Source organism: Micromonospora sp. BQ32, assembly GCF_059358895.1.
In genome coordinates this window covers 46,586-71,296 of the sequence record NZ_JCADBI010000012.1, presented here as the reverse complement: position 1 = coordinate 71,296, position 24,711 = coordinate 46,586, and the positions used below count along the sequence as shown (strand labels likewise).

At 69.7% G+C, this 24,711-nt stretch carries 20 protein-coding genes; 10 read left to right on the top strand and 10 right to left on the bottom strand.

The genetic code is table 11. From position 1 onward, the window contains the following. Positions 1-39 precede the first annotated feature (39 nt). The 3 genes from AC5L30_RS21975 (at position 40) to AC5L30_RS21965 (ending at position 1,860) form a co-directional block, all read left to right on the top strand. Positions 40-672 (top strand): phosphoribosyltransferase, encoded by a 633-nt coding sequence (locus tag AC5L30_RS21975; RefSeq protein WP_494869499.1) that lies wholly within the window; start codon positions 40-42, stop codon positions 670-672. Positions 673-694: 22 nt separating this feature from the next. After that, on the top strand, positions 695-1,078 hold the full coding sequence (locus AC5L30_RS21970) for a TFIIB-type zinc ribbon-containing protein (RefSeq protein ID WP_091396643.1): 384 nt from the start codon (positions 695-697) through the stop codon (positions 1,076-1,078). A 104-nt stretch (positions 1,079-1,182) separates the two neighbouring features. Beyond that, positions 1,183-1,860, top strand: coding sequence for a maleylpyruvate isomerase N-terminal domain-containing protein (locus AC5L30_RS21965; RefSeq protein WP_494869498.1), 678 nt, complete (start codon positions 1,183-1,185; stop codon positions 1,858-1,860). Positions 1,861-1,883: 23 nt separating this feature from the next. Here the strand turns inward: AC5L30_RS21965 and dnaB are convergent, their stop codons facing one another. Continuing rightward, positions 1,884-4,706 (bottom strand): replicative DNA helicase, encoded by a 2,823-nt coding sequence (gene dnaB, locus AC5L30_RS21960; RefSeq protein WP_494869497.1) that lies wholly within the window; start codon positions 4,704-4,706, stop codon positions 1,884-1,886. A gap of 396 nt (positions 4,707-5,102) precedes the next feature. Between dnaB and AC5L30_RS21955 the strand changes: the two genes are divergently transcribed. Beyond that, positions 5,103-6,701 (top strand): hypothetical protein, encoded by a 1,599-nt coding sequence (locus tag AC5L30_RS21955; protein WP_494869496.1) that lies wholly within the window; start codon positions 5,103-5,105, stop codon positions 6,699-6,701. A 181-nt stretch (positions 6,702-6,882) separates the two neighbouring features. Here AC5L30_RS21955 and rplI read toward each other — a convergent pair whose 3' ends face one another. From rplI to rpsF, 4 genes are all read right to left on the bottom strand, one after another. Further along, on the bottom strand, positions 6,883-7,329 hold the full coding sequence (gene rplI / locus AC5L30_RS21950) for a 50S ribosomal protein L9 (protein ID WP_112583905.1): 447 nt from the start codon (positions 7,327-7,329) through the stop codon (positions 6,883-6,885). Positions 7,330-7,343: 14 nt separating this feature from the next. Then, positions 7,344-7,583 (bottom strand): 30S ribosomal protein S18, encoded by a 240-nt coding sequence (gene rpsR, locus AC5L30_RS21945; protein WP_013289355.1) that lies wholly within the window; start codon positions 7,581-7,583, stop codon positions 7,344-7,346. Positions 7,584-7,624: 41 nt separating this feature from the next. Beyond that, positions 7,625-8,161 carry a single-stranded DNA-binding protein gene (locus tag AC5L30_RS21940; protein WP_181518404.1) on the bottom strand — a complete coding sequence of 179 codons (537 nt, stop codon included), beginning with the start codon at positions 8,159-8,161 and terminating at the stop codon, positions 7,625-7,627. A gap of 80 nt (positions 8,162-8,241) precedes the next feature. Continuing rightward, positions 8,242-8,532 carry a 30S ribosomal protein S6 gene (gene rpsF, locus AC5L30_RS21935; protein WP_036391391.1) on the bottom strand — a complete coding sequence of 97 codons (291 nt, stop codon included), beginning with the start codon at positions 8,530-8,532 and terminating at the stop codon, positions 8,242-8,244. 628 nt (positions 8,533-9,160) lie between these two features. On the opposite strand from rpsF, the gene AC5L30_RS21930 reads away from it, so the two are divergent. Beyond that, positions 9,161-9,952 (top strand): deoxyribonuclease IV, encoded by a 792-nt coding sequence (locus tag AC5L30_RS21930; protein ID WP_494869495.1) that lies wholly within the window; start codon positions 9,161-9,163, stop codon positions 9,950-9,952. Further along, positions 9,949-12,246, top strand: coding sequence for a putative glycosyltransferase family protein (locus tag AC5L30_RS21925; RefSeq protein ID WP_494869494.1), 2,298 nt, complete (start codon positions 9,949-9,951; stop codon positions 12,244-12,246). Before AC5L30_RS21930 ends, AC5L30_RS21925 begins: the two co-directional genes overlap by 4 nt. Before the next feature lie 117 nt (positions 12,247-12,363). Here the strand turns inward: AC5L30_RS21925 and AC5L30_RS21920 are convergent, their stop codons facing one another. The 3 genes from AC5L30_RS21920 to AC5L30_RS21910 form a co-directional block, all read right to left on the bottom strand. Then, positions 12,364-13,872, bottom strand: a complete 1,509-nt coding sequence (locus AC5L30_RS21920; RefSeq protein ID WP_494869493.1) for a glycosyltransferase family 87 protein — start codon at positions 13,870-13,872, stop codon at positions 12,364-12,366. 126 nt (positions 13,873-13,998) lie between these two features. Beyond that, positions 13,999-16,878 (bottom strand): transglycosylase domain-containing protein, encoded by a 2,880-nt coding sequence (locus AC5L30_RS21915; RefSeq protein WP_494869492.1) that lies wholly within the window; start codon positions 16,876-16,878, stop codon positions 13,999-14,001. A gap of 197 nt (positions 16,879-17,075) precedes the next feature. Beyond that, entirely contained in the window at positions 17,076-17,525 is a 450-nt protein-coding gene (locus tag AC5L30_RS21910; RefSeq protein WP_494869491.1) for a DUF5318 domain-containing protein, read from the bottom strand. 175 nt (positions 17,526-17,700) lie between these two features. Here AC5L30_RS21910 and AC5L30_RS21905 point away from each other — a divergent pair, with 175 nt between their 5' ends. Beyond that, positions 17,701-18,339 carry a PadR family transcriptional regulator gene (locus tag AC5L30_RS21905; RefSeq protein WP_030331823.1) on the top strand — a complete coding sequence of 213 codons (639 nt, stop codon included), beginning with the start codon at positions 17,701-17,703 and terminating at the stop codon, positions 18,337-18,339. A 23-nt stretch (positions 18,340-18,362) separates the two neighbouring features. Next, positions 18,363-19,442, top strand: coding sequence for an inositol-3-phosphate synthase (locus AC5L30_RS21900; RefSeq protein WP_494869489.1), 1,080 nt, complete (start codon positions 18,363-18,365; stop codon positions 19,440-19,442). A gap of 152 nt (positions 19,443-19,594) precedes the next feature. Here AC5L30_RS21900 and AC5L30_RS21895 read toward each other — a convergent pair whose 3' ends face one another. Then, positions 19,595-20,074: a methylated-DNA--[protein]-cysteine S-methyltransferase gene (locus AC5L30_RS21895; RefSeq protein WP_494869488.1), complete on the bottom strand. Its 480-nt coding sequence runs from the start codon at positions 20,072-20,074 to the stop codon at positions 19,595-19,597. Between the two features lie 185 nt (positions 20,075-20,259). Next, the gene (locus AC5L30_RS21890) at positions 20,260-22,344 is read right to left on the bottom strand and encodes a S8 family serine peptidase (RefSeq protein WP_494869487.1); all 2,085 of its coding nucleotides are present in this window, start codon (positions 22,342-22,344) and stop codon (positions 20,260-20,262) included. Positions 22,345-22,560: 216 nt separating this feature from the next. Here AC5L30_RS21890 and AC5L30_RS21885 point away from each other — a divergent pair, with 216 nt between their 5' ends. Continuing rightward, complete coding sequence (locus AC5L30_RS21885) at positions 22,561-23,082, top strand: NfeD C-terminal domain-containing protein (protein ID WP_494869678.1); 522 nt, start codon at positions 22,561-22,563, stop codon at positions 23,080-23,082. A 29-nt stretch (positions 23,083-23,111) separates the two neighbouring features. Then, positions 23,112-24,635 (top strand): flotillin family protein, encoded by a 1,524-nt coding sequence (locus tag AC5L30_RS21880; protein WP_494869486.1) that lies wholly within the window; start codon positions 23,112-23,114, stop codon positions 24,633-24,635. The last annotated feature ends 76 nt before the right edge of the window (positions 24,636-24,711 follow it).

Below are 24,711 nucleotides of genomic sequence, written 5' to 3'. Positions count from 1 at the left end.
TCCAAGCGGAACGGCGCGTCAGGGCGTAGACCTGAAGGCATGACGACGTACCGCGACCGGGCCGATGCGGGCCGGATGCTCTCCGAACGACTCACCGCGCTCATCGGCGACCCGGACGTCGTCGTCCTCGGCCTCGTCCGTGGCGGCGTGCCAGTCGCCCGGGTCGTCGCCGAACGGCTCGGCGCACCACTGGACGTGCTGGTCGTCCGCAAACTCGGGATGCCGTGGGCCCGGGAGGTCGCCTTCGGCGCACTCGGGCCGGGCGGTGTCCAGGTCCTCAACGACGCGGTGGCCAGCCGACTCAGCAGCGACGACATCGCCGAGGTCCGCCGTCGGGAGCAGGCCGAACTGGAACGCCGGGAACGGCTCTACCGGGGCGGTCGCGCACAGGTGGACCTCACCGGGCGGACCGCGGTGATCGTGGACGACGGCCTCGCCACCGGCGCGACCGCCCGCGTCGCCGTCGAGGTCGTCCGCCAACTCGGGGCACAGCGGGTAGTGGTCGCGGTCCCGGTCGGCGCCCAGGAGGCGTACGAGCTGCTGACCGCCGAGGCGGACCAGGTCATCTGTGCCCAGCGCCCACCCGACTTCGGCGCGGTCAGCGTCTACTACGACGACTTCCACGAGGTGTCCGACGAAGAAGTCACCGAGGCGCTCACAGCAACTGCATAGGTCCACCGGGTACCTTCGGGAGATGAGTAGCCTCACCTGTCCCAAGTGTCATGGAGAAATGCGCCAGTACGAGCGCAGCGGCGTCGTCATCGATCAGTGCGGGGAATGCCGAGGCATCTTCCTGGACCGCGGCGAGCTGGAGAAGCTGTTCGAGGCGGAGGCCAACTGGAGCCGCCAACAGACCGGCGGCGCGCCAGGGCAGCCCGCGCAGCAGCCGGCCGGCTACCCGCCCCCGCCGCCCCCGCCGCACCAGCCCGGTTACGGCGCCGTCCCGCCGCCGCCCCCGCCCGCCCACGGCTACCCGCCGCAGCCGGCCTACGGCCACCAGCAGCAGCAGCACCACGGCTACCACGGCCACTACCGGCAGAAGAAGCGCAAGGGCTTCCTCGACGAGATGTTCGGCTGATCCAGGCCGACCTTCCGCCCGGGTCGATCCACGCGTCGGCCCGGGCACATCACCCAAGCCAATGATCGTTGGCGGGCGCGAGGCTTCATGCGAGGCTGAATCGCATGACCGCGACCCGACCGGACGAGGCGCTGGCCCAGGCGTACGACGGGATCACCGCGGTGGTCGGTCCCCTGGACGACGCCGGCCTGCAACGAGCCACCCGCTGCCAGGGCTGGCTCATCGCTGATCTGCTCCTGCACGTGCTCGGTGATGCCCAGCGGGCGCTTGTCACCCTGGCCAGCCCCGTCGACGGCCCCGCCGACGTCGACGACGTGAGCTACTGGCGTGACTTTCCCGGTAGCGATGACGAGGCCGCCCGGCACGCCTGGTGGGTACGCCGATCGGCTGCCGCCTTCGACCGTCCGACCGGGATTGTCGACCTCTGGCGGGACACCGCCCCGGCGGCGGTCCGCGCCGCCGGTTCAGCCGACCCGGAGGGGTACGTGACCACGCAGGGACACGTACTGCGCGTACCGGATTTCCTCGCCACCCTGACCACCGAGGCCGTCGTCCACCACCTGGACCTCACGCTGGAGCTGCCCGACGCGCCGCCGCCCGGCCCGCTGGCGGTACGCGTCGCGGTAGCGACCATGGACGGCCTGCTCAGTGACGATGCCGTCCGACCCACCGCCTGGGACGACCACGATCTCCTGCTGAAGGCCACCGGGCGGGTCCCGCTGACCGACCGGGACCGGCTGGAACTGGGTGAGTCGGCGGGCTGGTTCCCCCTGCTCGGCTGAGCGACGACGGGGCGTCGCGCCGGTCAGCCGATGGCCATGTCGACGAAGCGGGACAGGTGCAACTGGGCCGCGACGGTCACCGTGTCGGTGGGCCCATTTCGATGCTTGGCAACAATAAAATCCGCCTCCCCGGCCCGCGGCGACTCCTTGTCGTAGTAGTCGTCGCGGTGTAGCAGGATGACAACGTCGGCATCCTGCTCAATTGATCCCGATTCACGCAAGTCGGACAGCTGGGGGCGCTTGTCGGTGCGCTGCTCGGGGCCACGGTTCAGCTGGCTGACCGCGATCACCGGGCACTCGACCTCCTTGGCCAACAGCTTCAGGCCACGGGACAGGTCCGCGACCTCCTGCTGACGGCTCTCGGTGCGCTTCGGCGAGGTCATCAGCTGGAGATAGTCGACCACGATCATCTTGAGGTCGTGCCGCTGCTTGAGCCGGCGGGCCTTGGCCCGGATCTCCATCAGGTTCATGCTCGGCGTGTCGTCGACGAAGAGCGGCGCTTCGCTGATCTCACCCATGCATCGGGCCAGCTTGGTCCAGTCGTCGTCGGAGAGCTGACCGCTGCGCAGAACGTGCAGCGGCACCCGCGCCTCGGCGGAGAGCAGTCGCATGACGATCTCGACCTTGCTCATTTCCAGCGAGAAGATGGCGGCTGCCTGGTTGGCGCGAATCGCAGCATTTCGGGCAAAGTCCATGCTAGCGGTGCTGTTGTGGGTAGGGATCATCGCCCGGCTGGCCAGGTACAGGTGTTCGTCGTTATCGACGGTCACGCATCGCACCGGAACGCTGGGGACCGGCCGGACGTCGACGATGAACCGTGAGGTCGTTCGAACGTCGGAGGTGGTGCGGCGGCGTTCGGCGTGTGCATCCTGCTTGCGCGTGAGCCGGAAGATGACATCCGGGGTGGAGAAGTTCAACGTGTACGCGATCGACGACTCGGGGGTGCGGCCGCGCACCGGCTTCGCGTTGACCGTGCAGCGGTAGCCGAGGCTGACGATGAGCTCGCGTACGTCATCGGCCAGACGCTTCGAGGTTGATGTGTACTGGAGGTTGCCGGAGGGGGCGACGGTCCCATCGGTGTCCATCAGCCCAGCGAGCAAAGCCCTGCGCTGAACCTCCGAAGCGCGCAGATAGATGCCCGGGATGTGCTTGTTCCCCGCTACCCCGACCTGACGCAACAGCCCAAGGAAGGAATCGTTCCGGTGACGGCAGTCGGAACACTTCCTGGTCGCTGGGTTCTCACGCAACGCCCGGGTCGAAACGCCGCAGTCCACGCAGACACCGCTCCCCGGAGCAGCGGACGTGGGCGGCAGCAGAATGGTGTAGACCATCCGCCCGCTGGGCCGCACGACGAAGCCGTCCGCCTCGACGTGCGTGACCATCTCCGAATCTGCCGTGGTGAAGCGGCTGGCACCGCTGTGCCCGTCACCGAGCCACGTCCCCAAGGTATAGGGAGGAATCAGCAGGTCCTGATCCGGCAACTGAAGGGGGGCGCTGTTTCGTACGGCGTGGTTGAGCCGGCGTTCGACGCTGTCAGTACGCAGCGTGGCCGCGATCTCGGCAGTGGTGACGACGCCGTCGTGGTCGGCCCGGCTGCCGGCATTGACCTCCCGCTCGGCTCGTTCAAGGAGCGCGCTCAGAAGCGGACCAGCCGGGTAGCCGGGTGCAGTCCAGTTCTGCGGCTTGCCGTTGCGGACGATGGGGCGGCTGATCCGGCCGATCGACCCGACCTCACGGGCGACGGTGTGCAGGACATGCCGAAACTCGGGGCCGACCTGTTCAATGGTGTCGAAGAGAGTGATCGGTTGATTGCGCAGGGAGCTCAGCCGCTCGTGTGCCGCACGAACGTTGGTCAGCGCCGATTCGGACCAGTGCCGTCTTTGCCGCGCCGGCTCCTGCCGCCGACTAGCCCGACTGGTCGTCTTCCACAGGTGTTCCGCGTCGGCCACGATGACCGTGCCGTCGGAGAACTCCACCTCGTAGCAGGGGCGGTCGTGCATGACGTCGAAGGCATGGGTGACAGTGGTGGGTCTGCCGTCCGCCGCCAGTAGCTGATCCCCCGCCTTGACCTCGCCCATCGTGGTCCAGCCGTCCGGGGTCGGCAGTGGGGTGTCGAGTGCGAGCGCCTTACCCAAACCAGGTCTGCCCGCCACGATAATCAACTGCCCGGCGTGCAGGCCGTTGAGCAGCCGGTCCAGGTCGCTGAAGCCGGTCGGCACTCCGGTCATCATGCCGCCCTGCGCGCCCACCGCCTCGATCTCGTCCAGCGTCGGCTGCAACATGTCGGCCAGGATCGCGAAGTCCTCGCTGACCCGCCGCTCGGTGACGTCGTAGACGGCCTGCTGGGCCAGGTCGACGACGTCGTCCACGTCGCGGCTGCCGCCGCTGGCGGTGCCGTAGCCCAGCTGCACGATCTTGGTGCCGGCCTCGACCAGCCGGCGCAGCACGGCCCGCTCGCTGACGATGCGGGCGTAGTACGCCGCGTTCGCGGCGGTGGGCACGCTGGCGATCAGAGTGTGCAGGTACGGCGCGCCACCGATGCGTACCAGATCCCCGGAGTCGGCGAGCGCCGCCGCGACCGTGATCGAGTCGGCCGGCTCACCGCGGCCGTAGATGTCGAGGATGATGTCGAAGATGGTGGCGTGCACCGGCCGGTAGAAGTCGTTGGTCTTGAGGATCTCAACGACGTCGGCGATGGCGTCCTTGGAGAGCAGCATCCCACCGAGCACGCACTGCTCGGCGGCGACGTCCTGGGGCGGGGTCTTGTCGAACTGGCCATCCCGCTGCGCAGGTGGCTGGCCCCCGCCGGAGCGTGGCTCTGCCCGCATGTCGTCGGTGACCGACACGGGTCCCCCCTCCCACTGCGCCGGGTCCAGCCCCAGCTCTACCGCTGGGGTCTGACACTTCCGTCCGACCGGGCCGGTCGATCGGGGGCCATCGCCGGCGGTCGAGGGCCAACCATACGGACCCCGAGGTCAGAGACTCAACAACGCCGGTGGACGAGCCTCGGGACAACCTGTGGATCGCGGTGGGCAGCATGTGCGCAGCGTGTGCACAGCCTGTGGACAACCATTGGGGAATTCTCGGCCACAAGTCGTTGACCTGCGAAGACATGCTCCCCAGCCTGTGGAGGAGAATATTTCGGTCGGGCCTGTGACACGATCGTCCCGTACTATCTCCAGCGAACGGCTACACCTGGACAGCGGATTCCGCTTTCGGTTCAGAAGGGTCACAATCCGGCCGTGAGTTACCGGGACTGGGGACGCGGCGATGGCAGCCCGCGCGAGCGCCAGCCAACCGCCTCGTGGGGTGATCGCGCGGCGTCTGTTCCGGTTGATCCGTACGACGAAGACGGGCGCTACCGCACCTCCAGCCGACGGCGTGCGTTGGACCGCGGCCAGGACGAGCCGGTCGACGCCTACCTGCCCCGTTGGGCGTTGGAGTCAGGGGTCCGGCACGCGGACGGCGGCGGTCGCCACGCGGCACCGGACGAGGACGAACCCGAGCGGCCGACATCCGATGCGGGCCGGCGGTCCGCCGAGTCGTCGAGTGGTCGGCGGCGGGGCGGCGAGACGCGTCGGCGAGAGCAGGCAGCGATCGGCCCCGCGCCGGACTCGGACCACACCCGGGAGTGGACGCTCGACCGGCCGCAGGAGCAGGGGTACGCCGGTCGCCGACGGGCCGACGCCGGGGAGGACGAGCCGGTTTCTGGCGCTGTCTCGGACCGGCGCCCCCGCCGCGCGCCCGTTGGCCGTCCGCAGGTGATCTGGTCCGGCGGGGATTTGGAGGCCGCCCCTGCCGAGCAGGTCCCGGACCAGGAGCCGAGTCGTCGCAGCCGGCGGAGCCGTCGCGCGGCGGAGGAGTCGTGGTCCCGTCCGGCGGCCGACCCGTGGGTCCGCGGATCGGACCGGGCGGCCGAGCCCGAACCGTCGTACCCGCCGGCGGTGGACCCGTGGGACGCCTCGGGCGTGCACGCGTGGCCGCCGGCGAGCGGCGCGGATGACGGGGATCTGAGCGGGCAGTGGTCGGCGGTGGAGAGCGTCGGTGGCTGGGAGCGGTCGGACCGCACCGGCCAGTGGGAGCGGTCCGCGATCGAGGATGACCAGTGGGACCGTACGCTGGCACCGCGCTCCGATCGCTCGGTGGCGGCCGAGGGCTGGCCGAGCCGGGAAGACGGGTTCTGGTCCGGCACTCGGTTGGCCGATGACGACCCGCGTTGGATGGATCCTCCGACGTCGGCACCCCGGTCTCCGGTGGTGGGATACACCGCTCCACGACCGCGCAACGCGCCTGCGCCGCGTGCGGGTGCGCCGCGTGCGGGTGCGCCGCGTGCGGGTGCGCCGCGTGCGGGTGCGGGTGCGGGTGCGGGTGCGCCCTCCCGGCGTCGGGCGGACCGGCCGGCGGTGGGAACGGCATCGGTGCGTCGGCGGGTCGAGTCCGCGGCCACGGGTGCCTGGGCGCGGCGGCTGGAGGACGACCTGCTGGACCCGGACCCGGGTGGGTCCGTCCGGCCTCTGCTGTACACGGCCGCCTGTTACCTGGTGCCGGCGATGCTGATCTTCGTGTGGCTGTTGACGTTGGACAGCCAGGCGCCGGCTGGTTGTGTGACCGACATCAGCGGGGGCGGGTGCGACTCGGCCCGGTCCCGCGCCTTGGAGTCACTCCTGGCCGGTTCGCCGCGCTTCGGGTTGGCGCTGGTGAGCAGTCTGGTGGTGGCGGCGCTGCTGCGTCGGGTGGGTACGACGTGGCGTTCGGCGACCATCGCGGTTGCCGCCGCGGTGGTGGGCGGCGGTCTCTCCACGGTGCTGATCAGCGCGGTGACGGGCCAGCCCATCGGGTGACCCGTCCGCGGGTCGGGGTCGGACCGGCGGGCGGCGGGTCGGGGCACGCCCTGAGCGGTGTCGGGCCGAGCACGCCAGGCGGACGGGGACCATCAGCCCAGATGTGGTGCCGGTTGGACGACGTACGCACGAGGGCCCGCACCGAGCGATCGGTGCGGGCCCTCGTGTGGTGTTGCGGACGTCAGCCCTGAACGACGTTCAGGTTGAACGCTGCGGTCACCTCGGGGTGCAGCTTGATCTTCACCGGGTAGGTGCCGGTCGACTTGATGTGACCGGGCACCTCCAGCCGACGCCGGTCGAGGACCGGGCCGCTGGCCGCCTTGACGGCGTCGACGATCTCGGCCGGGGTGACCGAGCCGAAGAGCCGGCCGCCGTCGCCGGCGCGGACCTTCAGGTTGACCTTGAGACCCTCGAGCTGAGCCTTGACCTCGTTGGCGTGGTCGAGGTCGCGGATCTCACGGGCCCCACGGGCCCGCTTGATGACCGTGACCTGCTTTTCCGCGCCCTTGGTCCAGGCGATCGCGAAGCCCTGCGGCAGCAGGTAGTTACGGCCGTAGCCGTTCTTGACCTCGACGATGTCGCCCGGGGCACCGAGGCCGGACACTTCCTGAGTCAGGATGATCTTCATATCGGTGCCTCCTCTCAGCGGGTGGTGGCCGTGTACGGCAGGAGCGCCATCTCACGGGCGTTCTTGACCGCACGGGCGATCTGCCGCTGCTGCTGCGAGGTCACGCCGGTCACCCGCCGAGCGCGGATCTTGCCGCGATCGGAGATGAACTTGCGCAGCAGCGCGGTGTCCTTGTAATCGATATAGGTGATCCCGTCCTTGTCGAGCGGGTTCACCTTCTTCTTCGGCTTGCGAAGTGCCGCAGCCTTGGCCATTGCACGTGCTCCTGGTTTACGATCGCGGGCGCTCGGCGCCATTAGAACGGTGGCTCCTCGTCAAAATTGGCGCCCGAACCGGCACGCGCGGGAGAGGGAGCAGCCGAAGCCCAGGGGTCGTCGAAGTTGCCTCCGCCGCCACCCTGGTTGCCACCGCCACCGCCGCCACCGAAGCCGCCGCCACCGCCGCCGGAGCGGGACATCTTCTGCACCTTTGCCGTGGCGTAGCGCAGCGACGGGCCGATCTCGTCGACCTCAAGCTCGATGACAGTGCGCTTCTCACCCTCGCGGGTCTCGTACGACCGCTGACGCAGCCGGCCCGACACGATCACCCGAGCGCCACGCTGCAGCGACTCGGCGACGTGCTCGGCGGCCTGCCGCCACACGGTGCATGCGAGGAACAGCGGCTCGCCGTCCTTCCATTCGTTCGACGCCTTGTCCATGAAACGGGGCGTCGAAGCGACTCGGAACTTGGCGACCGCAGCCCCGGAGGGGGTGAACCGCAACTCGGGGTCATCGGTCAGATTGCCGATGACCGTGATGGTGGTGTCTCCTGCCATGACCATCTCCTCGCGCACTCAGCGTCTCGTCGTACAGGCTCGCAGAGCCGTACGACAGAGTCGCGGAGGCTGATCCGGACGAACCGGGGTTGGATGCTCTAGCGCATTTCCGGTCGGATGACCTTGGTGCGCAGCACGGACTCGTTGAGCCGGAGCTGACGGTCCAGCTCGGCCACCGCAGCAGGCGTGGCCTGCAGGTCGATGACGGCGTAGATGCCTTCGGCCTTTTTGTTGATCTCGTACGCGAGGCGCCGGCGGCCCCACACGTCGGTCTTCTCAACCGAGCCACCCGCGGTCCGAATCACGTTCAGGTACGTGTCGAGCGACGGTGCGACGGTGCGCTCCTCGAGGCTGGAATCGAGGATGACCATTAGTTCGTAGTGACGCAAGACGTGCTCACCTCCTGTGGGCTAAGCGGCCACGGTCCTTCCGTGGCAGGAGGTCTTGTGTCGCCGCCCGCACGCGCCGAGGGAACCCGGCCGGACGCGGACAACCTGACCAGGATACCCGGTCCGAACGATCATGCCCGGGGCGGTCGGGTCCGCGCCCGGACATGCCGACGGGGGCCCACCGTCCGACCGTCAATCGGTCGGTGGTGAACCCCCGTCTACGAGGCCGCGGGGCGTCCGGTCCGCATTCCTTGGGTGGGACCTGGGGAGGAACGACCACACCGATGAGGTTGGACCGAAGACGCCCCGCGGAGCTTTATCGTGTTGTTATCTGACGATACAACAGCACTCGTACCTTGTCGGGGGGAAAAGCACAATTTTCCGAGATTCGTCATCGCTCGGTAGCCGGTGTGCGATGGGGTCGCCCCCGCTGCGCCGGGCCGCGCAGCGAGGGTGACCTCGCTATCGGCCGCCGACCGCCGGTCGCCGGGTGCGACGCTCGCGCCGCTGGCGGCGCCGGCTGCTGGTCGCCGGTTCAAACCCATCAACGATCGTCGGTCCGTCCGGTGACGCGACACCGCCCCGGCCGTCGGCCCGCCGGTCGGGGTCGCGACGTAGGCTCGCTCGCATGCGTATCGGAGCCCACGTCGACTCGACCGACCCGCTGGCGGAGGCGGCCGCCCGGTCCGCCGACACCGTGCAGTTCTTCCTCTCCGACCCCCAGGGTTGGAAGGCGCCCAAGCCTCGCGAGGACGCCGAGCAGCTGAGCGCTGCCGAGGTCGACCTCTACGTGCACGCGCCGTACGTCATCAACGTGGCCACTCTCAACAACCGCATCCGGATCCCGAGCCGAAAGCTGCTGCTCGGGCACGCCACCGCGGCCACCGCCATCGGCGCCAAGGGCCTGATCGTCCACGGCGGGCACGTCAATGCCGGCGACGACCTGGCCGTCGGCTTCGACAACTGGCGCAAGACCTTCGCGTACGCGGCGGACTCCGGCGGCTTCGGCGTACCGGTCCTGATCGAGAACACCGCCGGCGGCGACAACGCGTGCGCCCGACGGCTGGACGCGCTCGCCCGACTCTGGGACGCCATCGGTGACTACGAGGTCGGCTTCTGCCTGGACACCTGCCACGCGTACGCGGGCGGCGAGGAGCTGCTCGGTCTGGTCGACCGGGTCAAGGCGATCACCGGGCGGATCGACCTGGTGCACGCCAACAACTCCAAGGGCGCGTTCAACTCCGGCCAGGACCGCCACGACAACCTGGGCGGCGGGACGATCGACCCGGAGCTGGTGGTGGCGGTGATCCGGGCCGCCGGAGCGCCGGTGGTCGTCGAGACACCGGGCGGCGTGGCCGGCCAGGCCGCCGACATCGACTTCCTGCGTGAGCAGCTCGGAGCGGAGAGCCCGGCGGCATGACGAGCGGACAGCCCGGGACCGGCAACGCCCGGCCCACCTCCACCGGTGCGGACGCCGAGATCCGACCCGCCACCACGACCGCGGCGAGCACCCCCACCCAGCCGGCTCGCTCCTCTGACAAGCCCTCCGCCGAGACCACCGCAGACCAGCCAGCACCTGGCGACCGCGGAACGGCCCCGAATGGCGACCCTGAGGCCGATCCCGCGACGAGCGGTCCTGCCAAGGACGCGGCCCGGCGCGGCGGCAAGCAGGGCACCACAGACGCCACGGCCAAGCAGAAAGACGCCGAGGGCGGCACCGCAGCCAGCGACAGCACCGCCAAGGGCACCGACGCATCCAGGGACAGCGACCCGGTAGCTGGCGCGACCACGGTTGCCGCCGCCAAGGACAGCGACCCGACCAAGGACAGCGGCCCGACCAAGGACGGCGACGCGACCAAGGGCGGCGACGCGACCAAGGGCGCGAAGGCGGGTGACGCCGGCGGCACGGACAAGGCCGACGGCGACGCGAAGCCGGTCGGCCCGGAGCGCTGGGAGGCGTTCGCCTCCGCGCCGGAACCGCGGCCCTCCATCTTCAGCCGGGCCGGCCGGGCGGTCGGTCGGTTCCTGATCCACGAGTGGACCCTGGCCGCCCTCGGCGCGTTGGCACTGGCTGTGCTGATGACCTGGCCGACGCTGCGTTATCCGCGCTACACCCTGCCGCAGGACTACTGGGATCCGAGCCTGCAAGCCTGGCAGATGGCCTGGTCCGGCCACATCCTGCTGGCCGAACCGGCGCGGCTGTGGCAGTCGAACACGTTCTTCCCCGAGCTGTGGAGCTTCGCGTTCTCTGACACGCTGCTCGGGTATGCCCCGGCCGGGATGCTCGGCAGCGGTCCCGAGGACGCCGTGCTGCGCTACAACATCATGTTCGTGCTGGCGCACGCGCTCGCCACGCTCGGGGCGTACGCGCTGGCCCGACAGCTTGGGGCCGGCCGGATCGGTGCGGCCGTCGCAGGGGTGAGCTACACCTACGCGCCGTGGCTGCTGGCCCAGGCCGGGCACCTGCATGTGCTCTCCAACGGGGGGATCCCGCTGGCGCTGGCGATGCTGGCGCGCGGGCACGGGTGGTCCCTCCGGCACGGCTACCGGCCGGAGCGCCGCCATGACGGTTGGGTCTACGCCGGCTGGCTGGTGGCGGCCTGGCAACTCAGCCTCGGTTTCGGCATCGGGCTGCCATTCGCGTACTTCCTGGCCGGCGCGGTCCTGGTCGCTGCCGTTCTCTTCTTCGCGCGGCGGCTGCGCACCGGGCAGGCCGTTCCGTTCGGTCGCCGGTTGTTCGCCGCCGACGTGCTCGGCGGAGTGTTGTTCGCCGGTGTTGGTCTGTTGATGGCGTTCCCGTTCTTCAAGGTGACCGAGCTGCACCCGTACGCCGAGCGCACCATCGGCGACATCAGCCTCTTCTCGCCGCCGGCGTCGGGCTTCGTGACGGCGCCCGGTGAGTCGCGGATCTGGGGTGGGCTCCACGAGGGGGCACGGGCGGCACTGCCGTGGCACCCGGAGATGACTCTGCTGCCGGGGTTCGTGCTCTACGCGCTCGCCGCTGGCGGGCTGTTCTTCTCGGTCTGGCGGTTGCGGCACCGACTGCTGCTACTCGCCGGGGTGCTGGTGACGATGGCCTTCGCGATGGGCACCCGCTTCTTCGACGGCACCTTCACCTATGTGCCGCTCTTCGAGCATCTGCCGGGTTGGAGTGGGCTGCGTACCCCGGGGCGGTTGATGCTCTGGACCACGTTGTTGCTGGGCCTGCTCGCGGCGGGGGCGGTCACCGCGCTCACCGACCGGGTTCGCGAGTTGACCGCGCAACGGATCCCGTCGTGGCCAGGGCCGTGGCTGCGGATGGCCACCCTGCTGCCGTTGCTGCTGGTCACCGTCGAGGGCTTGAACACCACCCCGCATCCGGTGGTGCCGACCCAGCCGGCGGCGATGCGTTCGGCGCAGGGGCCGATGCTGGTGCTGCCCAGCAATCAGAGCCTGGACCAGCACGTGATGCTCTGGTCGACCGACGGGTTCCCCGACGTGGTCAACGGCGGTAGCGGCTTCACGCCGCGCCAGCTCGACGACGTCCGTCGGGTGAGCCAGTCGTTCCCGGACCAGACGAGCGTCGACTACCTGCGCACGCTCGGCGTCCGCACGGTGGTGCTGCTGCGCGGCCAGGTGGCCGGCACCCCGTGGGAGATCAGCATCGACGCGCCGGTCGAGTCGCTCGGCATCAGCCGGCAGGAGGTCGGGGACGGCGTCGTCTACCGCTTGTGACGCTCTAGGGCGGGTTTTCGGGGGAGCCCGCCCGGCTCCGGGCGGTCAGGCTTGGTCCCTGCGCCGGCGGGCTCCCCGAAAACCCTGACCTGGTCCAGGCCGCAGTCGGCCTCTAGGTCAGGTAGTTGCGATGGGTACGGGTGCCGGTTCGTTGGTCGTCTCTTTGCGGCGCCAGCGGTCTATCCAGGGGGCGTCCGGTGCGCCGTCGAGAACGCCGCCGTCCGGGTCGTCCGGGTAGGTAGCCCGCACCGCGTCCTGCTCGGGGTGCAGGATCTCCTTGACGACGAACACGCAGAGCACCACCACAGTGACCAGTCGCAGCGTCGAGGCCAGCACGAACACCCCCTCAGGGAAGACCGGGCGGCTGGTTGCCGCACCGAGCAGCTCCCCGTAGAAGACGACGAAGTAGCAGACCTCGGCGATCTGCCAGGCCAGGAACGCACCCCACTTCGGCCGGGCCAGCACCACCAGCGGGAGTAGCCAGAGGACGAACTGCTGCGACCAGACCTTGCTGAAGATGAGGAACGCCGCCACCACCAGGAAGCCGAGCTGAGCCAGCCGCGGTCGGCGCGGTGCCCGCAGCGCCAGCACGGCCACGCCGAGGCAGGCCAGCCCGAACAGCGCGTACGAGACGGTATTGAGGGTCGGGATGTTCGCGTTGAGCCACTCGAACGGGCCGAGGTTGGCGGGATCGTTGCCGACCTTGCCGTCCAGGTAGCGCCCGATGTACCAGAGCGTGCCCCAGTCGATCGGCCGGGTGGTGTTCAGCTCGAAGAACCGGTCCCAGTTCTCCGGGTACGCCCGCGCTGCCGGCAGATTCACCAGCACCACGGCCGCGACCGCCGAAGCGATGGCGGTCAGCGCTGCACGAACCCGGTCGGCCCGCAGCGCCAGGATGAGGATCGGCCCGAGCAGGAACAGCGGCCAGAGCTTCGCCGCACCGGCCAACCCGAGCAGCACGCCGGCCGCCACCGGTCGTTTTCGGGCCCAGGCCAGCAGGCCGAAGGCGGCCAGCCCGATGGCGAGCAGGTCCCAGTTGACGGTGGCGGTCAGCACCAGCGCCGGGGCGAGTGCGAACAGCGCCGCGTCCCAGGGTCGTCGGCGGCGCAATGCCAGGATCACCGCCACCGTGGCCACCGCGAGCGCGCCCAGCACCAACGCGTTGAGGTTGTAGAACCACTGACCCTGGTTGATGCTCGGGTCCCCGTCACCGATGGCGTGCACCGGCAGACCCAGCGCCCCCATGAAGTAGCCGGTCAGCACCGGGTACTCGACCGGGTGGTCGCGGTAGGGCACCTTGCCCTCGTTGAGCCCTTCGGCGTAGTAGAGGGCGAGCACGTCGGTGTAGCAGAACCGGGTGTACTGGACGTTGTTCTGCCAGGCACCGTCCTGGCAGGGCGATTTCTGCACCCAGTGCAGCGCGAGCGTGAGGCACGTCAGCGCCAGCACGATCCGCACGGCGGTCCAGAAGCGACGCTCCCGGCCGGCCGGCCGATCCAGCGCGGTCGCGTGGTCGCCCAGCGGCCCGCCGATGACGCTGGAGACGCCGCGGACGAACCCGTCGGAGCGGGACGGGTGATCAGTGGTTCCGGCGTCGTCGATGCCGGGCGTCGACTGGGTGCTCATGAAGAGGCATCCTGCCGTACGACAGGGGCGCCCGTCCCGTCCCGGCGCGGAGTTCGGGGTACGAAAACGCCGCCGCCGGCCAGGACAGGTCGTCCGGCCGGCGGCGGCATCGTGCGCTGTTGCGGGTCAGTTCCGGTTCGGTGGCAGGCTGGGCAACAGCCCGCCACCGCCACCGCCGGGGTTACCACCAGGGTTCCCGCCGGGATTGCCCCCAGGGTTGCCGCCCCCGGGGTTGCCGCCCCCCGGGTTGCAGAACAGATCGATCAGCGGGTTACAGGGGGTGCCCTGGCCGGGCAGACCCGGGTTGTTCGGTGGCGGAGGCGGCGGCTCCTTGCCGTTGCCCTTCGTGACGTCGCCCTCGCCGGTGACGCTGGGCAGGGAGATTTCCTCCTGGCCCTTGAGGGCGGTGTTCATGTACTTCTCCCAGATCGGGCCGGGGAGCGTCGAACCGCCGATGTCCTTACCGCTGGCGAGCCGGATCTGCGGCTTCTTCGGATCCCGGCTGCCCACCCACACCGCGGTGGCGTTCTGCGGGGTGTAGCCGACCGTCCAGGCGTGCGAGTTGTCCTTGTTGTCGTACTCCCAGGTGCCGGTCTTGGCGGCGGCTTGGCGGCCGTTCTCCAGGGAGATGTTGTTGGGGCGAGGGATCTGCTTCAGGACGCCGGTGACCTCGTCAGTGATCTTCTTGGGGATCCGCTGCTCCGGCTTGATGCGCTCGCTGCCGACCACCTTCCACTTGCCGGTGTCCTTGTCCTGCTGCTCGATCTTGACAACGAAGTGGGCCTTGATGTACTTGCCGTCGTTGGCGAACGTGGCCATGGCGTTCGCGTGGTCGAACACGGTGATCGGGTACTTACCGAAAGCGGTGTAGTTGTCGAACGGGTTCGACCCCTTCTTCGACAGGTCGAAGGCCTTTGGCGGGTCGACGCCCCACATGGTGGTCACGCCGGCTTTCCGGGCCATGTCGACGACCTTGTCGGCGCCGATCGTGTCGGCGACCCAGTAGAAGGGCACGTTGTACGACTGGACCGTCGACTCTTCGAGAGTGCAGTACTTGCCGCACTTGAGGTTGGTGCGGCCGGCGTTGCCGATCGCAACCTTGGAGCCCTCAGGCTTGTACGGCGTGGGGTCCCAGTGCGACTTGACCGAGATGCCGGCCTCGATGGCGGCGGCCAGGGTGTACACCTTCATCGAGGAGCCCGGCTGGTGCCCACCGGTCAGGTCGCCGTTCTTGTCGATGTTCTTGCCGGCGTAGTCGAAGTCGGCACCGCTGTCACCGCCGTAGTAGGCCAGCACGCGCCCCTTCGAAGGGTCGATCGACACCACCGCCGCCATCAGGTTCTTTGGCTGGTCGTTGAGCTCGGAGCCCTTCTTCGACTGCATCGCCGTGTTTTCGGCGGCGGCCTGGAGCTTCGGGTCGATGGTGGTGGTGATCCGGTAGCCGCCATCACGCAGCGCGTCGACGCAGCTCGTCTTGCCCTCCGCACCGCTGTCGGAGCAGAGGCCCATCTCGTCCATCTCTTGCCGGACGTAGTTGATGACGTTGCCGCGCGGGCTGTCGACACCGAAGCCGACGCCGTCCTTCTTTGGCGGCAGCACCTTCGGGTACTCGGTGGGCGCCGCGGGGTGGTTGGGGGAGTCCAGCCACCCCTCCTTCTTCATGCCGCCGATCACGTAGTCCCACCGCGTCTTGGCATCGGTCGGGTTGACCGCCGGGTCGTACCCCCTGTGAGTGTCGGTCGCCTGCGGCTGCTTGATCAGCGCGGCCAGGACCGCTCCCTCGGCGGGAGTGAGCTTGATGGCCGGCTTGCCGAAGTAGGTCTGCGCCGCCGCCTCGATGCCGTACGCGCCGCGACCGAAGTAGATGACATTCAGGTAGTGCTGCATGATCGTCGGCTTGTCGTACTTGTCGTTCAGCTTGGAGGCGAGGATCGCCTCCTTTACCTTCCGGCCGTACGTGTCGTCCTTGAGGTTCTCGAACGCGTTACGGGCGTACTGCTGGGTGATCGTCGAGGCACCCTGCTTGTCGCCGTTGGAGACGTTGTTCCATGCGGCCCGGACGATGCCCTTGTAGTCGACGCCCGAGTGCCGGTAGAAGTTCCGGTCCTCCGCCGCGGCGACCGCATCCTGCACGTGCTGCGGAATCTGCTGGATGGTCACGAAGGTGCGGTTCTCGCTGCCCAGCTTCGCGAGCTGCGTCTTGCCGTCCTTGGCGTACACGGTGGTGGACAGCGGCAGCGGCATCTCGTTCGGCATGACCACGTTGGTCGAGTAGTAGGTGAACCCGACCACGCCGATGCCGGCGAGCATGATGAAGACAGCCATCCCGGCGATCAGCAGGTTCATCCGCTTGCGCTTCTTCGCCCGCGCCGCAGCGCCCGAGTCACCCGGACCGCGACCGCCCCGACCGGGACCGCCCGGTCCGCCCGGTCCGCCCGGCCCACCGGGACCGCCCGGCCCACCGGAGACCGGTGAGACGCTCGCCCGGGCAACCGCCGCACGGCCACCGACCGCTGCGGAGCCGACGCTGGCCCGACCCGCCGACGCGGAGCCGACGCTGGCCCGACCCGCCGAGGCGGCGCCGACCGCGGCCGCACCGACCGAGGCCCGACCTGCCGGTGCGCCCGGTGCCGGGGAGACGGGCACCGAGGCCCGACCGGCGCCGGCGCGGCCGGCGGCCACACCCGGTGCCGGCGACACCGGCACCGAGGCCCGACCGGCCCGACCGGTCGCTGCCGAACCCACCGAGGCCGACCCGGCGGCCGCGCCGCCACGCGGCGGCACCGAGGCCGCACCACCGACCGTGGCGCGACCACCGGCAGCGCGCGGCGTCACCGAGGCACGGCCCGGGGATGCCGCGCCGCTTTCCGAGGCTGACCAGCCGCTCCCGCCGGAGTCACCGCCGGGTCTGCGGTACGCGTCGTCCGCGCCCGGTCCGGGGTCACCGGCTGGACCCGAGTGCTGGGTCCGTCCGCGCGCAGAACTGGGATCGCCGTACGAGTTCATTCCTCACACCCTGCCGGTCGCGGTGGGGCGCGGCTGCGCCGCCACCGGGTTGCCGTGAGTTGCTTCACCCGGGACGCCGGCACGGGGGTGCCGGATGACCGGGGTCATTGCCGTATCAATCGGGTCAATCGGACCAACAAGCGGTCGACCGTCCCGGGTTTCGTCTGCGGCCCCGGGGCCGGTCCAACCAGCTGTGATCACCGTTGCGCCTCTCGCCTCCGCCGACCGGCGCCGTCGGCGCCCGCCGCGTCCTGTTCGCTGGTGCCGTCGCTGTCGCCGGTCAGACCGTCCCGGCCGAGCAGGTACTGCTCGACGAGATGGTTCCAGTCACAACCGAGGCACACCTCCACCACGAAGACCTGGAACTCACGCAGCGTCATCGCCAGCACGGGCAACTCGGTCAGTGTCCGGGCCTGCCCGGCGGACTGCTTGAGTTCGTCACCGTAAATGTAGTGGACGAGGGTCAGGTTTTCGCTGCGGCAGATCGGGCAGCGCCGGTCGGTCGGCTCGCCGTGGAAGCGAGCGGCGTTCTTCAGGTACGGCGACGCGTCGCAGACGTCGTACGTGCCGACTCGACCGGCCAGGAGTTCACGCAGCACTGCTCGCTTCTGAAGCGAGTAGTCCACGACCTGGCGCTGCGTACGCATGCGGAGAAGGGTACGCGGTCCAGCCCGAGCAGGCGACCACGCTCACAATCCGTGACGGCAGCATCTCGGAACGGGGGTTTGCCCTGGCCCGCGTGAACCGCTAACGTGCGATGTATCGGTCCGATACATCGCGGCGGTTACCACCTCACGCCGGAGGGTAAAGAGAGGGTGGCCAGTGCTTGAGTTCGCCATCCTCGGCCTCCTGCAGGAGTCTCCGATGCACGGCTATGAGCTGCGCAAGGAGTTGACCGCCAAACTCGGCGCGATCCGGGCGGCGATCAGCTACGGCTCGCTCTACCCGACGCTACGCAGGCTCCAGGCGGCGGGATGGATCACCGAAGCTGCTGAGACACCCGCCACCGCCGAGGAGGTTCCCGCGCTGACCAGCCGACGAGGTCGGGTGGTCTACAAAATCACCGCGGAAGGCAAGGAACGCTTCGCCCAGCTGATCGCACAGGCCGGGCCCGAGACGTACGACGACACGGGCTTCGGGGTGCACTTCGCGTTCTTCGCCCGGACCGACCAGGCGACCCGACTGCGCATTCTGGAGGGTCGCCGCCGCAAGATCGAGGAGCGTCGCGAAGGGCTTCGTGACGTGCTGGGCCGGGCGGCCGAGCGCCTCGACGCTTACACGCTGGAACTGCAGCGCCACGGCCTTGATGCCTGTGAGCGCGAGGTCCGCTGGCTGGAGGAGCTCATCGCCAACGAGCGCTCCGGCCGAGCCCCGACGGTCCCGAACATCGGGACAGCCGGCGGCCGACGAGAAGACAACAGCCCGCCTCCGCCTGGAGAGACCAGGAATGAGCGGCCGTGACAGAAAAGAAGGAGGCAGACGCTATGGGCTCCGTCCGCGTCGCCATCGTCGGTGTGGGTAACTGCGCCTCGTCCCTGGTTCAGGGCGTCGAGTACTACCGGAACGCCAACCCGAACGACCGCGTCCCGGGTCTCATGCACGTCGCCTTCGGCGACTACCACGTCAACGCCGTGGAGTTCGTCGCGGCATTCGACGTGGACGCCAAGAAGGTGGGCATGGACCTCGCGGAGGCGATCGTCGCCAGCGAGAACAACACCATCAAGCTCTGCGACGTGCCGCCGACCGGCGTCAGCGTGCAGCGCGGTCCGACCTTCGACGGCCTGGGCCAGTACTACCGCGAGATCGTCGAGGAGTCGGACGCCACCCCGGTCGACGTGGCGCAGGCGCTGCGCGACGCGCGGGTCGACGTCGTTGTCTGCTACCTGCCGGTCGGCTCCGAGCAGGCCGCCAAGTTCTACGCCCAGGCGGCCATCGACGCCGGTTGCGCGTTCGTCAACGCCCTGCCGGTCTTCATCGCCTCGGACCCGGAGTGGGCCCAGAAGTTCACCGACGCGGGCCTGCCGATCGTCGGTGACGACATCAAGAGCCAGGTCGGCGCCACCATCGTGCACCGCGCCCTCGCGAAGCTCTTCGAGGACCGCGGCGTCGAGCTGCTGCGCACGTACCAGCTCAACTTCGGCGGCAACATGGACTTCATGAACATGCTGGAGCGCAAGCGGCTGGTCTCGAAGAAGATCTCGAAGACCCAGTCGGTCACCTCGCAGATCCCGCACGAAATGAGCAAGAGCGACGTGCACATCGGCCCGTCGGACCACGTGCCGTGGCTGGACGACCGCAAGTGGGCCTACATCCGCCTGGAGGGCCGCTCGTTCGGTGACACCCCCCTCAACGCCGAGCTCAAGCTCGAGGTGTGGGACTCTCCGAACTCGGCCGGCGTCATCATCGACGCGGTCCGGGCCGCGAAGATCGCCCTGGACCGGAAGATCGGCGGCCCGATCCTGTCGGCCTCGTCGTACTTCATGAAGTCCCCGCCGGTGCAGTACGCCGACCACGACGCCCACCAGGCCGTCGAGGAGTTCATCGCCGGTGAGGTCACCCGCTGACGCGCTGAACCAGCAAGCAGGTCGAAGGGCCGGGTCCGCACGGACCCGGCCCTTCGCCGTGGGTCCGCTCCGGTCCTGGGTACGAAAGCTGTCCGGTGATCCCCGCCCCCAGTCAACGCTTCCTTCCGGCCGGGGGGACGCCGCGGGACGACTCAGGACCAGGCGTGTCGCAGGGCGACCCCGGCCTCCAGCTCCAGCAACGTGACCTTGCGGGGCAGACCCCCGCCGAAGCCGACCAGCTTGCCACCCGCGCCGACGATCCGGTGACACGGCACGATCACCGGCACGGGGTTGCGGTTGCAGGCGACGCCCACGGCCCGTGCCGCCCCGGGATCGCCGACCAGGCGGGCCACCTCGCCGTACGTGAGCGTCTCCCCGTACGGAATCCGCGTCATCTCCCGCCACACGGCACGCTCGAAGTCGGAGCCGCGCGGCGCCGACACCGGGACGGTGAACGCGGTCAGCTCGCCGGCGAAGTACGCCCGCAACTCGTCGACGGCCTGCCGGGACAACGCGTCGTCGGGCTCCTCGGTGGCCGCCTCGACGCGGCCGAAGTGCGCGCCGCAGACGCTCGTGCCGTCGGTGGCGACGGTGAACTCGCCGATCGGCGAGTGGAGCACGGTCCAGCGCATCAACCCATTGTCCCCGATGCCGCTGTTGCACGGGACAGGCCCGCCCGGTCCCGGGGCGGGTGCAGAACCACTCGGAGTGCCGCCCGTTGCGCTCGAAGTGGCCAGACGGGCGGTGCCCGCCGGAGCCGCCCGGTAAGGGCGACGCCGGCGGGCACTGAGAACTGATTCGGTGGTGCGAAGGCCGATCAGGCCGGGTTGACGAAGAAGCGCTCGCCAGCCGTGAGACCGAAGTCGTCGAGAGCGGCGTTGAAGTTCATGTTCGGGATGAGCTGGCTGGTGCCGGCGCTGCCCGCGCTGACCGCCTGCCCGTCGATGTACGCCCGCAACCAGATCGATCCGTCGCCCCGGTACCAGCGGACGTCGAAGACCTCCCAGTCGGCCACGGCGGGACCTGACGCAACCAGTGGCTTGCTGCCGGCGCCCTCGGCGCTGACGTACTTGCCGTTGGCCAGCGAGCGGAGCGCGAAGAAGCCGAAGTCGATGTCGACCATCTCGAACTTCTCCCAGGTGCTGACCGAGGCGGCCAGCGGGATGAGCGGCTTCGAGCCCGCACCGTCGGCGGAGACATACTTGCCGCTGGCGGCCGACTTGATGCTGACGATCGGGTTCGGCGCCTCGACGTCGAACTTCTCCCAGGTGCTCGCGCTCGGCCGGCTGGCGATCAACGCACCACCGGTGTTCGGTGCGGTCACGAACTTGCCGTTGATCGTGGCCTTCAGACTCACCGTGCCATCCGAATTGTCGATCAGCTGGAATCTCTCCCAGGAGCTGATCGACGACCGGTTGGCGATCAGCGGCTTGCTGCCCGCGCCGTCGGCCGAGACGAACTTCCCATTGACCTTCGCCCGCAGCGCGACCAGACCGCCACCCGCGTCGACGACGTCGAGCTTCTCCCACCCGCCGAGCGCGGGGCCATTGTTGACCAGTGGCTTGCTGCCAGCGCCGTCGGCCGAGACGAATTTTCCGTTGGAGCGTGCCCGCAACCCGTGCGAGTCACGCGCCGGCGAGACGGCAGCCGCAACGTTCAGCAGTCGGTCCGTACCGCCCCACGGGTTGTGCACGGCACCGGCGATGCCCCTGGTGACGATGGTGTCCCGGACCTGCGCCGGGGTCCAGATCGGATTGGCCTGGAGCAGCAGCGCCGCGGCCCCCGCGACGTGCGGGCTGGCCATCGACGTGCCGTTGAAGGACACCGAACCGTTGCCGGTGCCGGCTGCGGCGGAGACGATGCTCATGCCCGGCGCGTAGATGTCGATGCATCTGCCGTAGTTGGTCCACCAGGACCGGTAGTCGACCATGTCGGTCGCGCCCACGGTGATCGCGGCCGACACGTTCGCCGGAGTGTAGGAGCAGGCATCGTCAAAATCGTTGCCGGCGGAGACCGCATAGGTCAGGCCGTAGGCGACGGAGTTGTTGATGGCGTTGGCGACGGCCTGGAAGGTGCCGCTGTCGTAGGCACCGAGGCTCATGTTGACCACGGACGGACCGGTCTTGTGCGTGGTCGCCCACTCGATCGCGGCGACGATGTCGTCCGTACGGGCGTTGCCGTCGCAGTCGAAGACCCGCAGAGCGACGAGCTTGACCTCCTTGGCCACGCCGAACCGGGTGCCGCCGATGGTGCCCGCCACGTGGGTGCCGTGCCCATCGCAGTCCTCGGCGACGTCGTCCTGGTCGGCGAAGTCGTACCCGGAGACGGCCCGGCCACCGAAGTCCTCGTGGGCCACGTCGATGCCGGTGTCGATCACGAAGGCGGTGACCCCGGCGCCCGTGTTCGGGTAGGAGTACGAGCCGTTCAACTTCGGCGAGACCTGATCGACGCGATCAAGGCCCCACGAGGGTGGCGCGGTCTGCGTCCCGCTGGTCGACAGGGTCCGTACCGGCTCCACGTAGGCCACGTCCGAGTTGGTTGCCAACCGGGACGCCTGCTGACGGGTCATCGTGACGGAGTAGCCGTTGAGTGCCTTCTCGAAGACCTGACGGACCGTGCCGCCGTTGCTCTTGGTCAACGCCGAGGCGGCGGCCCTGCGCTGCCCTGGAGTGGCCTTCTTGTCCTTCAGGACGACGATGTAGCTGTCCGGCACGACGGCACTGGGCTTGGTCTGGGGGCGCTTGGCGTGCGTCTCCGCAGCCTGCTGGGAAGACCCCGCCGAGGAGGGGGCGGATGGTTTGGCCAGCGCGGCGCCACCGGTGCCGGCGCTGACGATGAGGGTTGCGGAGGCGAGTGCTAGGCCCGCCACCGCCGAGCGGCGAATGACGCCACGACGTTTCACAGAAAGAACTCCCCGTGTCTCGTTGACCATCCCCCGCGGATGGTCAGACATGCGCACGGCCGGTATCGCATCGATGCGTGCGACTGCGGCGGCGCTCAGTCATGATGGACGATCGCCAGCCACACCCACCTCGGCTTTTCGGTCGACACGCACCCGTGTCGTCGTCGGTTGGCCGACAGAACCACGGGCATCGAAACGTTGCGGGACGTCGATACCGTGCTGGTCGTGGCAACGGGGACGCTCATCTTCCTGATCATCGGCGGGGCGGGCATCGGCGTGCTCGCGCTCGCCCTGCTCGGCACCGAACTGCTCCACTTCGGGCACGCCGACGTGGACGGGCCGATCTCGGTCGAGACGGTCGCCGGCTTCGCCGGGGCGTTCGGGTTCGGCGGCGCCATCGTCAACGAACTGCTCGGCGCGCGTACACCTGGCATGGTCGTCGGGGCGGTGGCCGGCGGCGTGCTCGCCGCCGTGCCCACCGGCTGGTTGGCCTCCCGGCTGAGCCGGGCGGCCAGGAACATGCGCACCGACCCCACCCCCACCCGCGACGACCTGGTCGGAGCGCTCGGCCTGGTCGTCACGCCGGTGCCGGCCAACGGGTACGGCGAGGTTCGCATTCGCCTCGCCGGCCAACCGGTCAAGCTCAGCGCCCGCGCGGACCAGCCGATCCCGATCGGCGCCCAGGTCTTCGTCGTACAGGCGCTCAGCGAGACCAGCGTGCACGTAGAGACCTACTGACCTCCCCCCTCGTAGACGGGACTCCTTATATGGCTCTACTCATCGCCATCGGTGGCGCGGTCCTCCTCGTGCTCATCCTGGTGCTCTTCGTGCTCTCCCGGATCAAGGTGGCCGGCCCGAACGAGGCGTTCATCGTCACCGGTCGCAAGGGCCGCACCACGCAGACCGCCGACGGTGGGCGGTCCACCGACAACTCCGGGCAGAAGGTCGTGCTGGGCGCCTCGGTGTTCGTGCTGCCGGTGGTGCAGAAGCTCCAGTCGCTCGACCTGTCCAGCCGGCGGATCGACGTCGGCATCCGGGGCGCCGTGAGCAAGCAGGGCATCCGCGCCGACCTGCACGGCGTGGCGATCGTCAAGGTCGGCGGCACCGAGGACGCGATCCGGGCCGCCGCACAACGGTTCCTGCACCAGCAGGACGAGATCGACAACTTCACCCGGGAGGTGCTGGCCGGCGCGCTGCGCTCGATCGTCGGCCGGCTCACCGTCGAGGAGGTCATCCGGGACCGGGCGGCGTTCGCCAGCGCGGTCGCCGAGGAGGCCGAGCACTCGATGACCAACCAGGGTCTGGTGCTGGACACCTTCCAGCTCCAGGACATCCTCGCCGAAGGCTCCTACCTTCAGGACCTGGGCCGACCCGAGGCCGCCCGGGTGCTCAAGGACGCGGCGATCGCCGAGGCGCGGGCCCGGCAGCAGGCGGAGCAGGAACGGCTGCTCGCCGAGGAGGCCATCGCCGAGGCGAACCGCAACCTGGCCCTCAAGCAGGCCGGCATCCAGGCCGAGATCGACGCAGCGAAGGCGAAGTCCGCGGCGGCCGGACCGCTCGCCCAGGCCGAGCGGGACCAGGCGATCCTCTCCGAACAGCAGAAGGTGGCCGAGCGCAACGCTGAACTCAAGCAGCGCCAACTCGACACCGAGGTGCGCAAGCCGGCCGACGCGGCCCGGTACAAGGTGGAGCAGGAGGCCGAGGCGTCCCGCAACGCGGCGGTGCTGCACGCGGACGCGCAGCGCCAGTCCGTCATCGCCGCCGCGCAGGCCTCCGCCGAGCAGGCCCGCCTCACCGGTGAGGGTGAGCGGGCCCGGCGGGCCGCGCTCGCCGAGGCCAACGCCATCGAGGGTGCCAAGGAAGGTGAGGCCGAGCAGCGCCGACGCTCCGCCATCGCCGAGGCGGTGGAGCGGGAAGGTCAGGCCGAGGCCGCGGCCATCCTGGCCAAGGGTGAGGCCGAGGCCGACGCGATGGCGCGCAAGGCCGAGGCGTTCGCCGCGTACGGGGAGGCGGCCGTGCTGGACCTGCTGGTCAAGGTGCTGCCGCAGGTCGTCGAGGCGGCCAGTGCCCCGATCGGGGCGATCGACAAGATGACCGTCATCTCCACCGACGGCGCGTCGTCGCTCACGAAGTCGGTGGCCGGCAACGTGGCCCAGGGCCTCCAGCTCGGCAGCGACCTCACCGGGATCGACCTGCCCGGCCTGCTGGCACGGCTCGGCGCCGGACGGACCGACGCCACCGCGCCGGCCACCGGGGTCGACACGGTGGACGGCAGCACCATCTCGCGCTGAGCCCGAGGGACCGGCCGACCGTCAGGGCTCTGACCGGCACCAGATGACCCACGAACGGCCGGCGCCCGCAGGCACC

What these genes read in the sequence shown, in the direction of transcription:
- AC5L30_RS21975 (WP_494869499.1), top strand. Translation starts at nt 40, where the DNA reads ATGACGACGTACCGCGACCGGGCCGATGCGGGCCGGATGCTCTCCGAA.
- AC5L30_RS21970 (WP_091396643.1), top strand. Translation starts at nt 695, where the DNA reads ATGAGTAGCCTCACCTGTCCCAAGTGTCATGGAGAAATGCGCCAGTAC.
- AC5L30_RS21965 (WP_494869498.1), top strand. Translation starts at nt 1,183, where the DNA reads ATGACCGCGACCCGACCGGACGAGGCGCTGGCCCAGGCGTACGACGGG.
- rplI (WP_112583905.1), bottom strand. Translation starts at nt 7,329, where the DNA reads ATGAAGATCATCCTGACTCAGGAAGTGTCCGGCCTCGGTGCCCCGGGC.
- rpsR (WP_013289355.1), bottom strand. Translation starts at nt 7,583, where the DNA reads ATGGCCAAGGCTGCGGCACTTCGCAAGCCGAAGAAGAAGGTGAACCCG.
- AC5L30_RS21930 (WP_494869495.1), top strand. Translation starts at nt 9,161, where the DNA reads ATGCGTATCGGAGCCCACGTCGACTCGACCGACCCGCTGGCGGAGGCG.
- AC5L30_RS21925 (WP_494869494.1), top strand. Translation starts at nt 9,949, where the DNA reads ATGACGAGCGGACAGCCCGGGACCGGCAACGCCCGGCCCACCTCCACC.
- AC5L30_RS21920 (WP_494869493.1), bottom strand. Translation starts at nt 13,872, where the DNA reads ATGAGCACCCAGTCGACGCCCGGCATCGACGACGCCGGAACCACTGAT.
- AC5L30_RS21915 (WP_494869492.1), bottom strand. Translation starts at nt 16,878, where the DNA reads ATGAACTCGTACGGCGATCCCAGTTCTGCGCGCGGACGGACCCAGCAC.
- AC5L30_RS21910 (WP_494869491.1), bottom strand. Translation starts at nt 17,525, where the DNA reads ATGCGTACGCAGCGCCAGGTCGTGGACTACTCGCTTCAGAAGCGAGCA.
- AC5L30_RS21900 (WP_494869489.1), top strand. Translation starts at nt 18,363, where the DNA reads ATGGGCTCCGTCCGCGTCGCCATCGTCGGTGTGGGTAACTGCGCCTCG.
- AC5L30_RS21895 (WP_494869488.1), bottom strand. Translation starts at nt 20,074, where the DNA reads ATGCGCTGGACCGTGCTCCACTCGCCGATCGGCGAGTTCACCGTCGCC.
- AC5L30_RS21880 (WP_494869486.1), top strand. Translation starts at nt 23,112, where the DNA reads ATGGCTCTACTCATCGCCATCGGTGGCGCGGTCCTCCTCGTGCTCATC.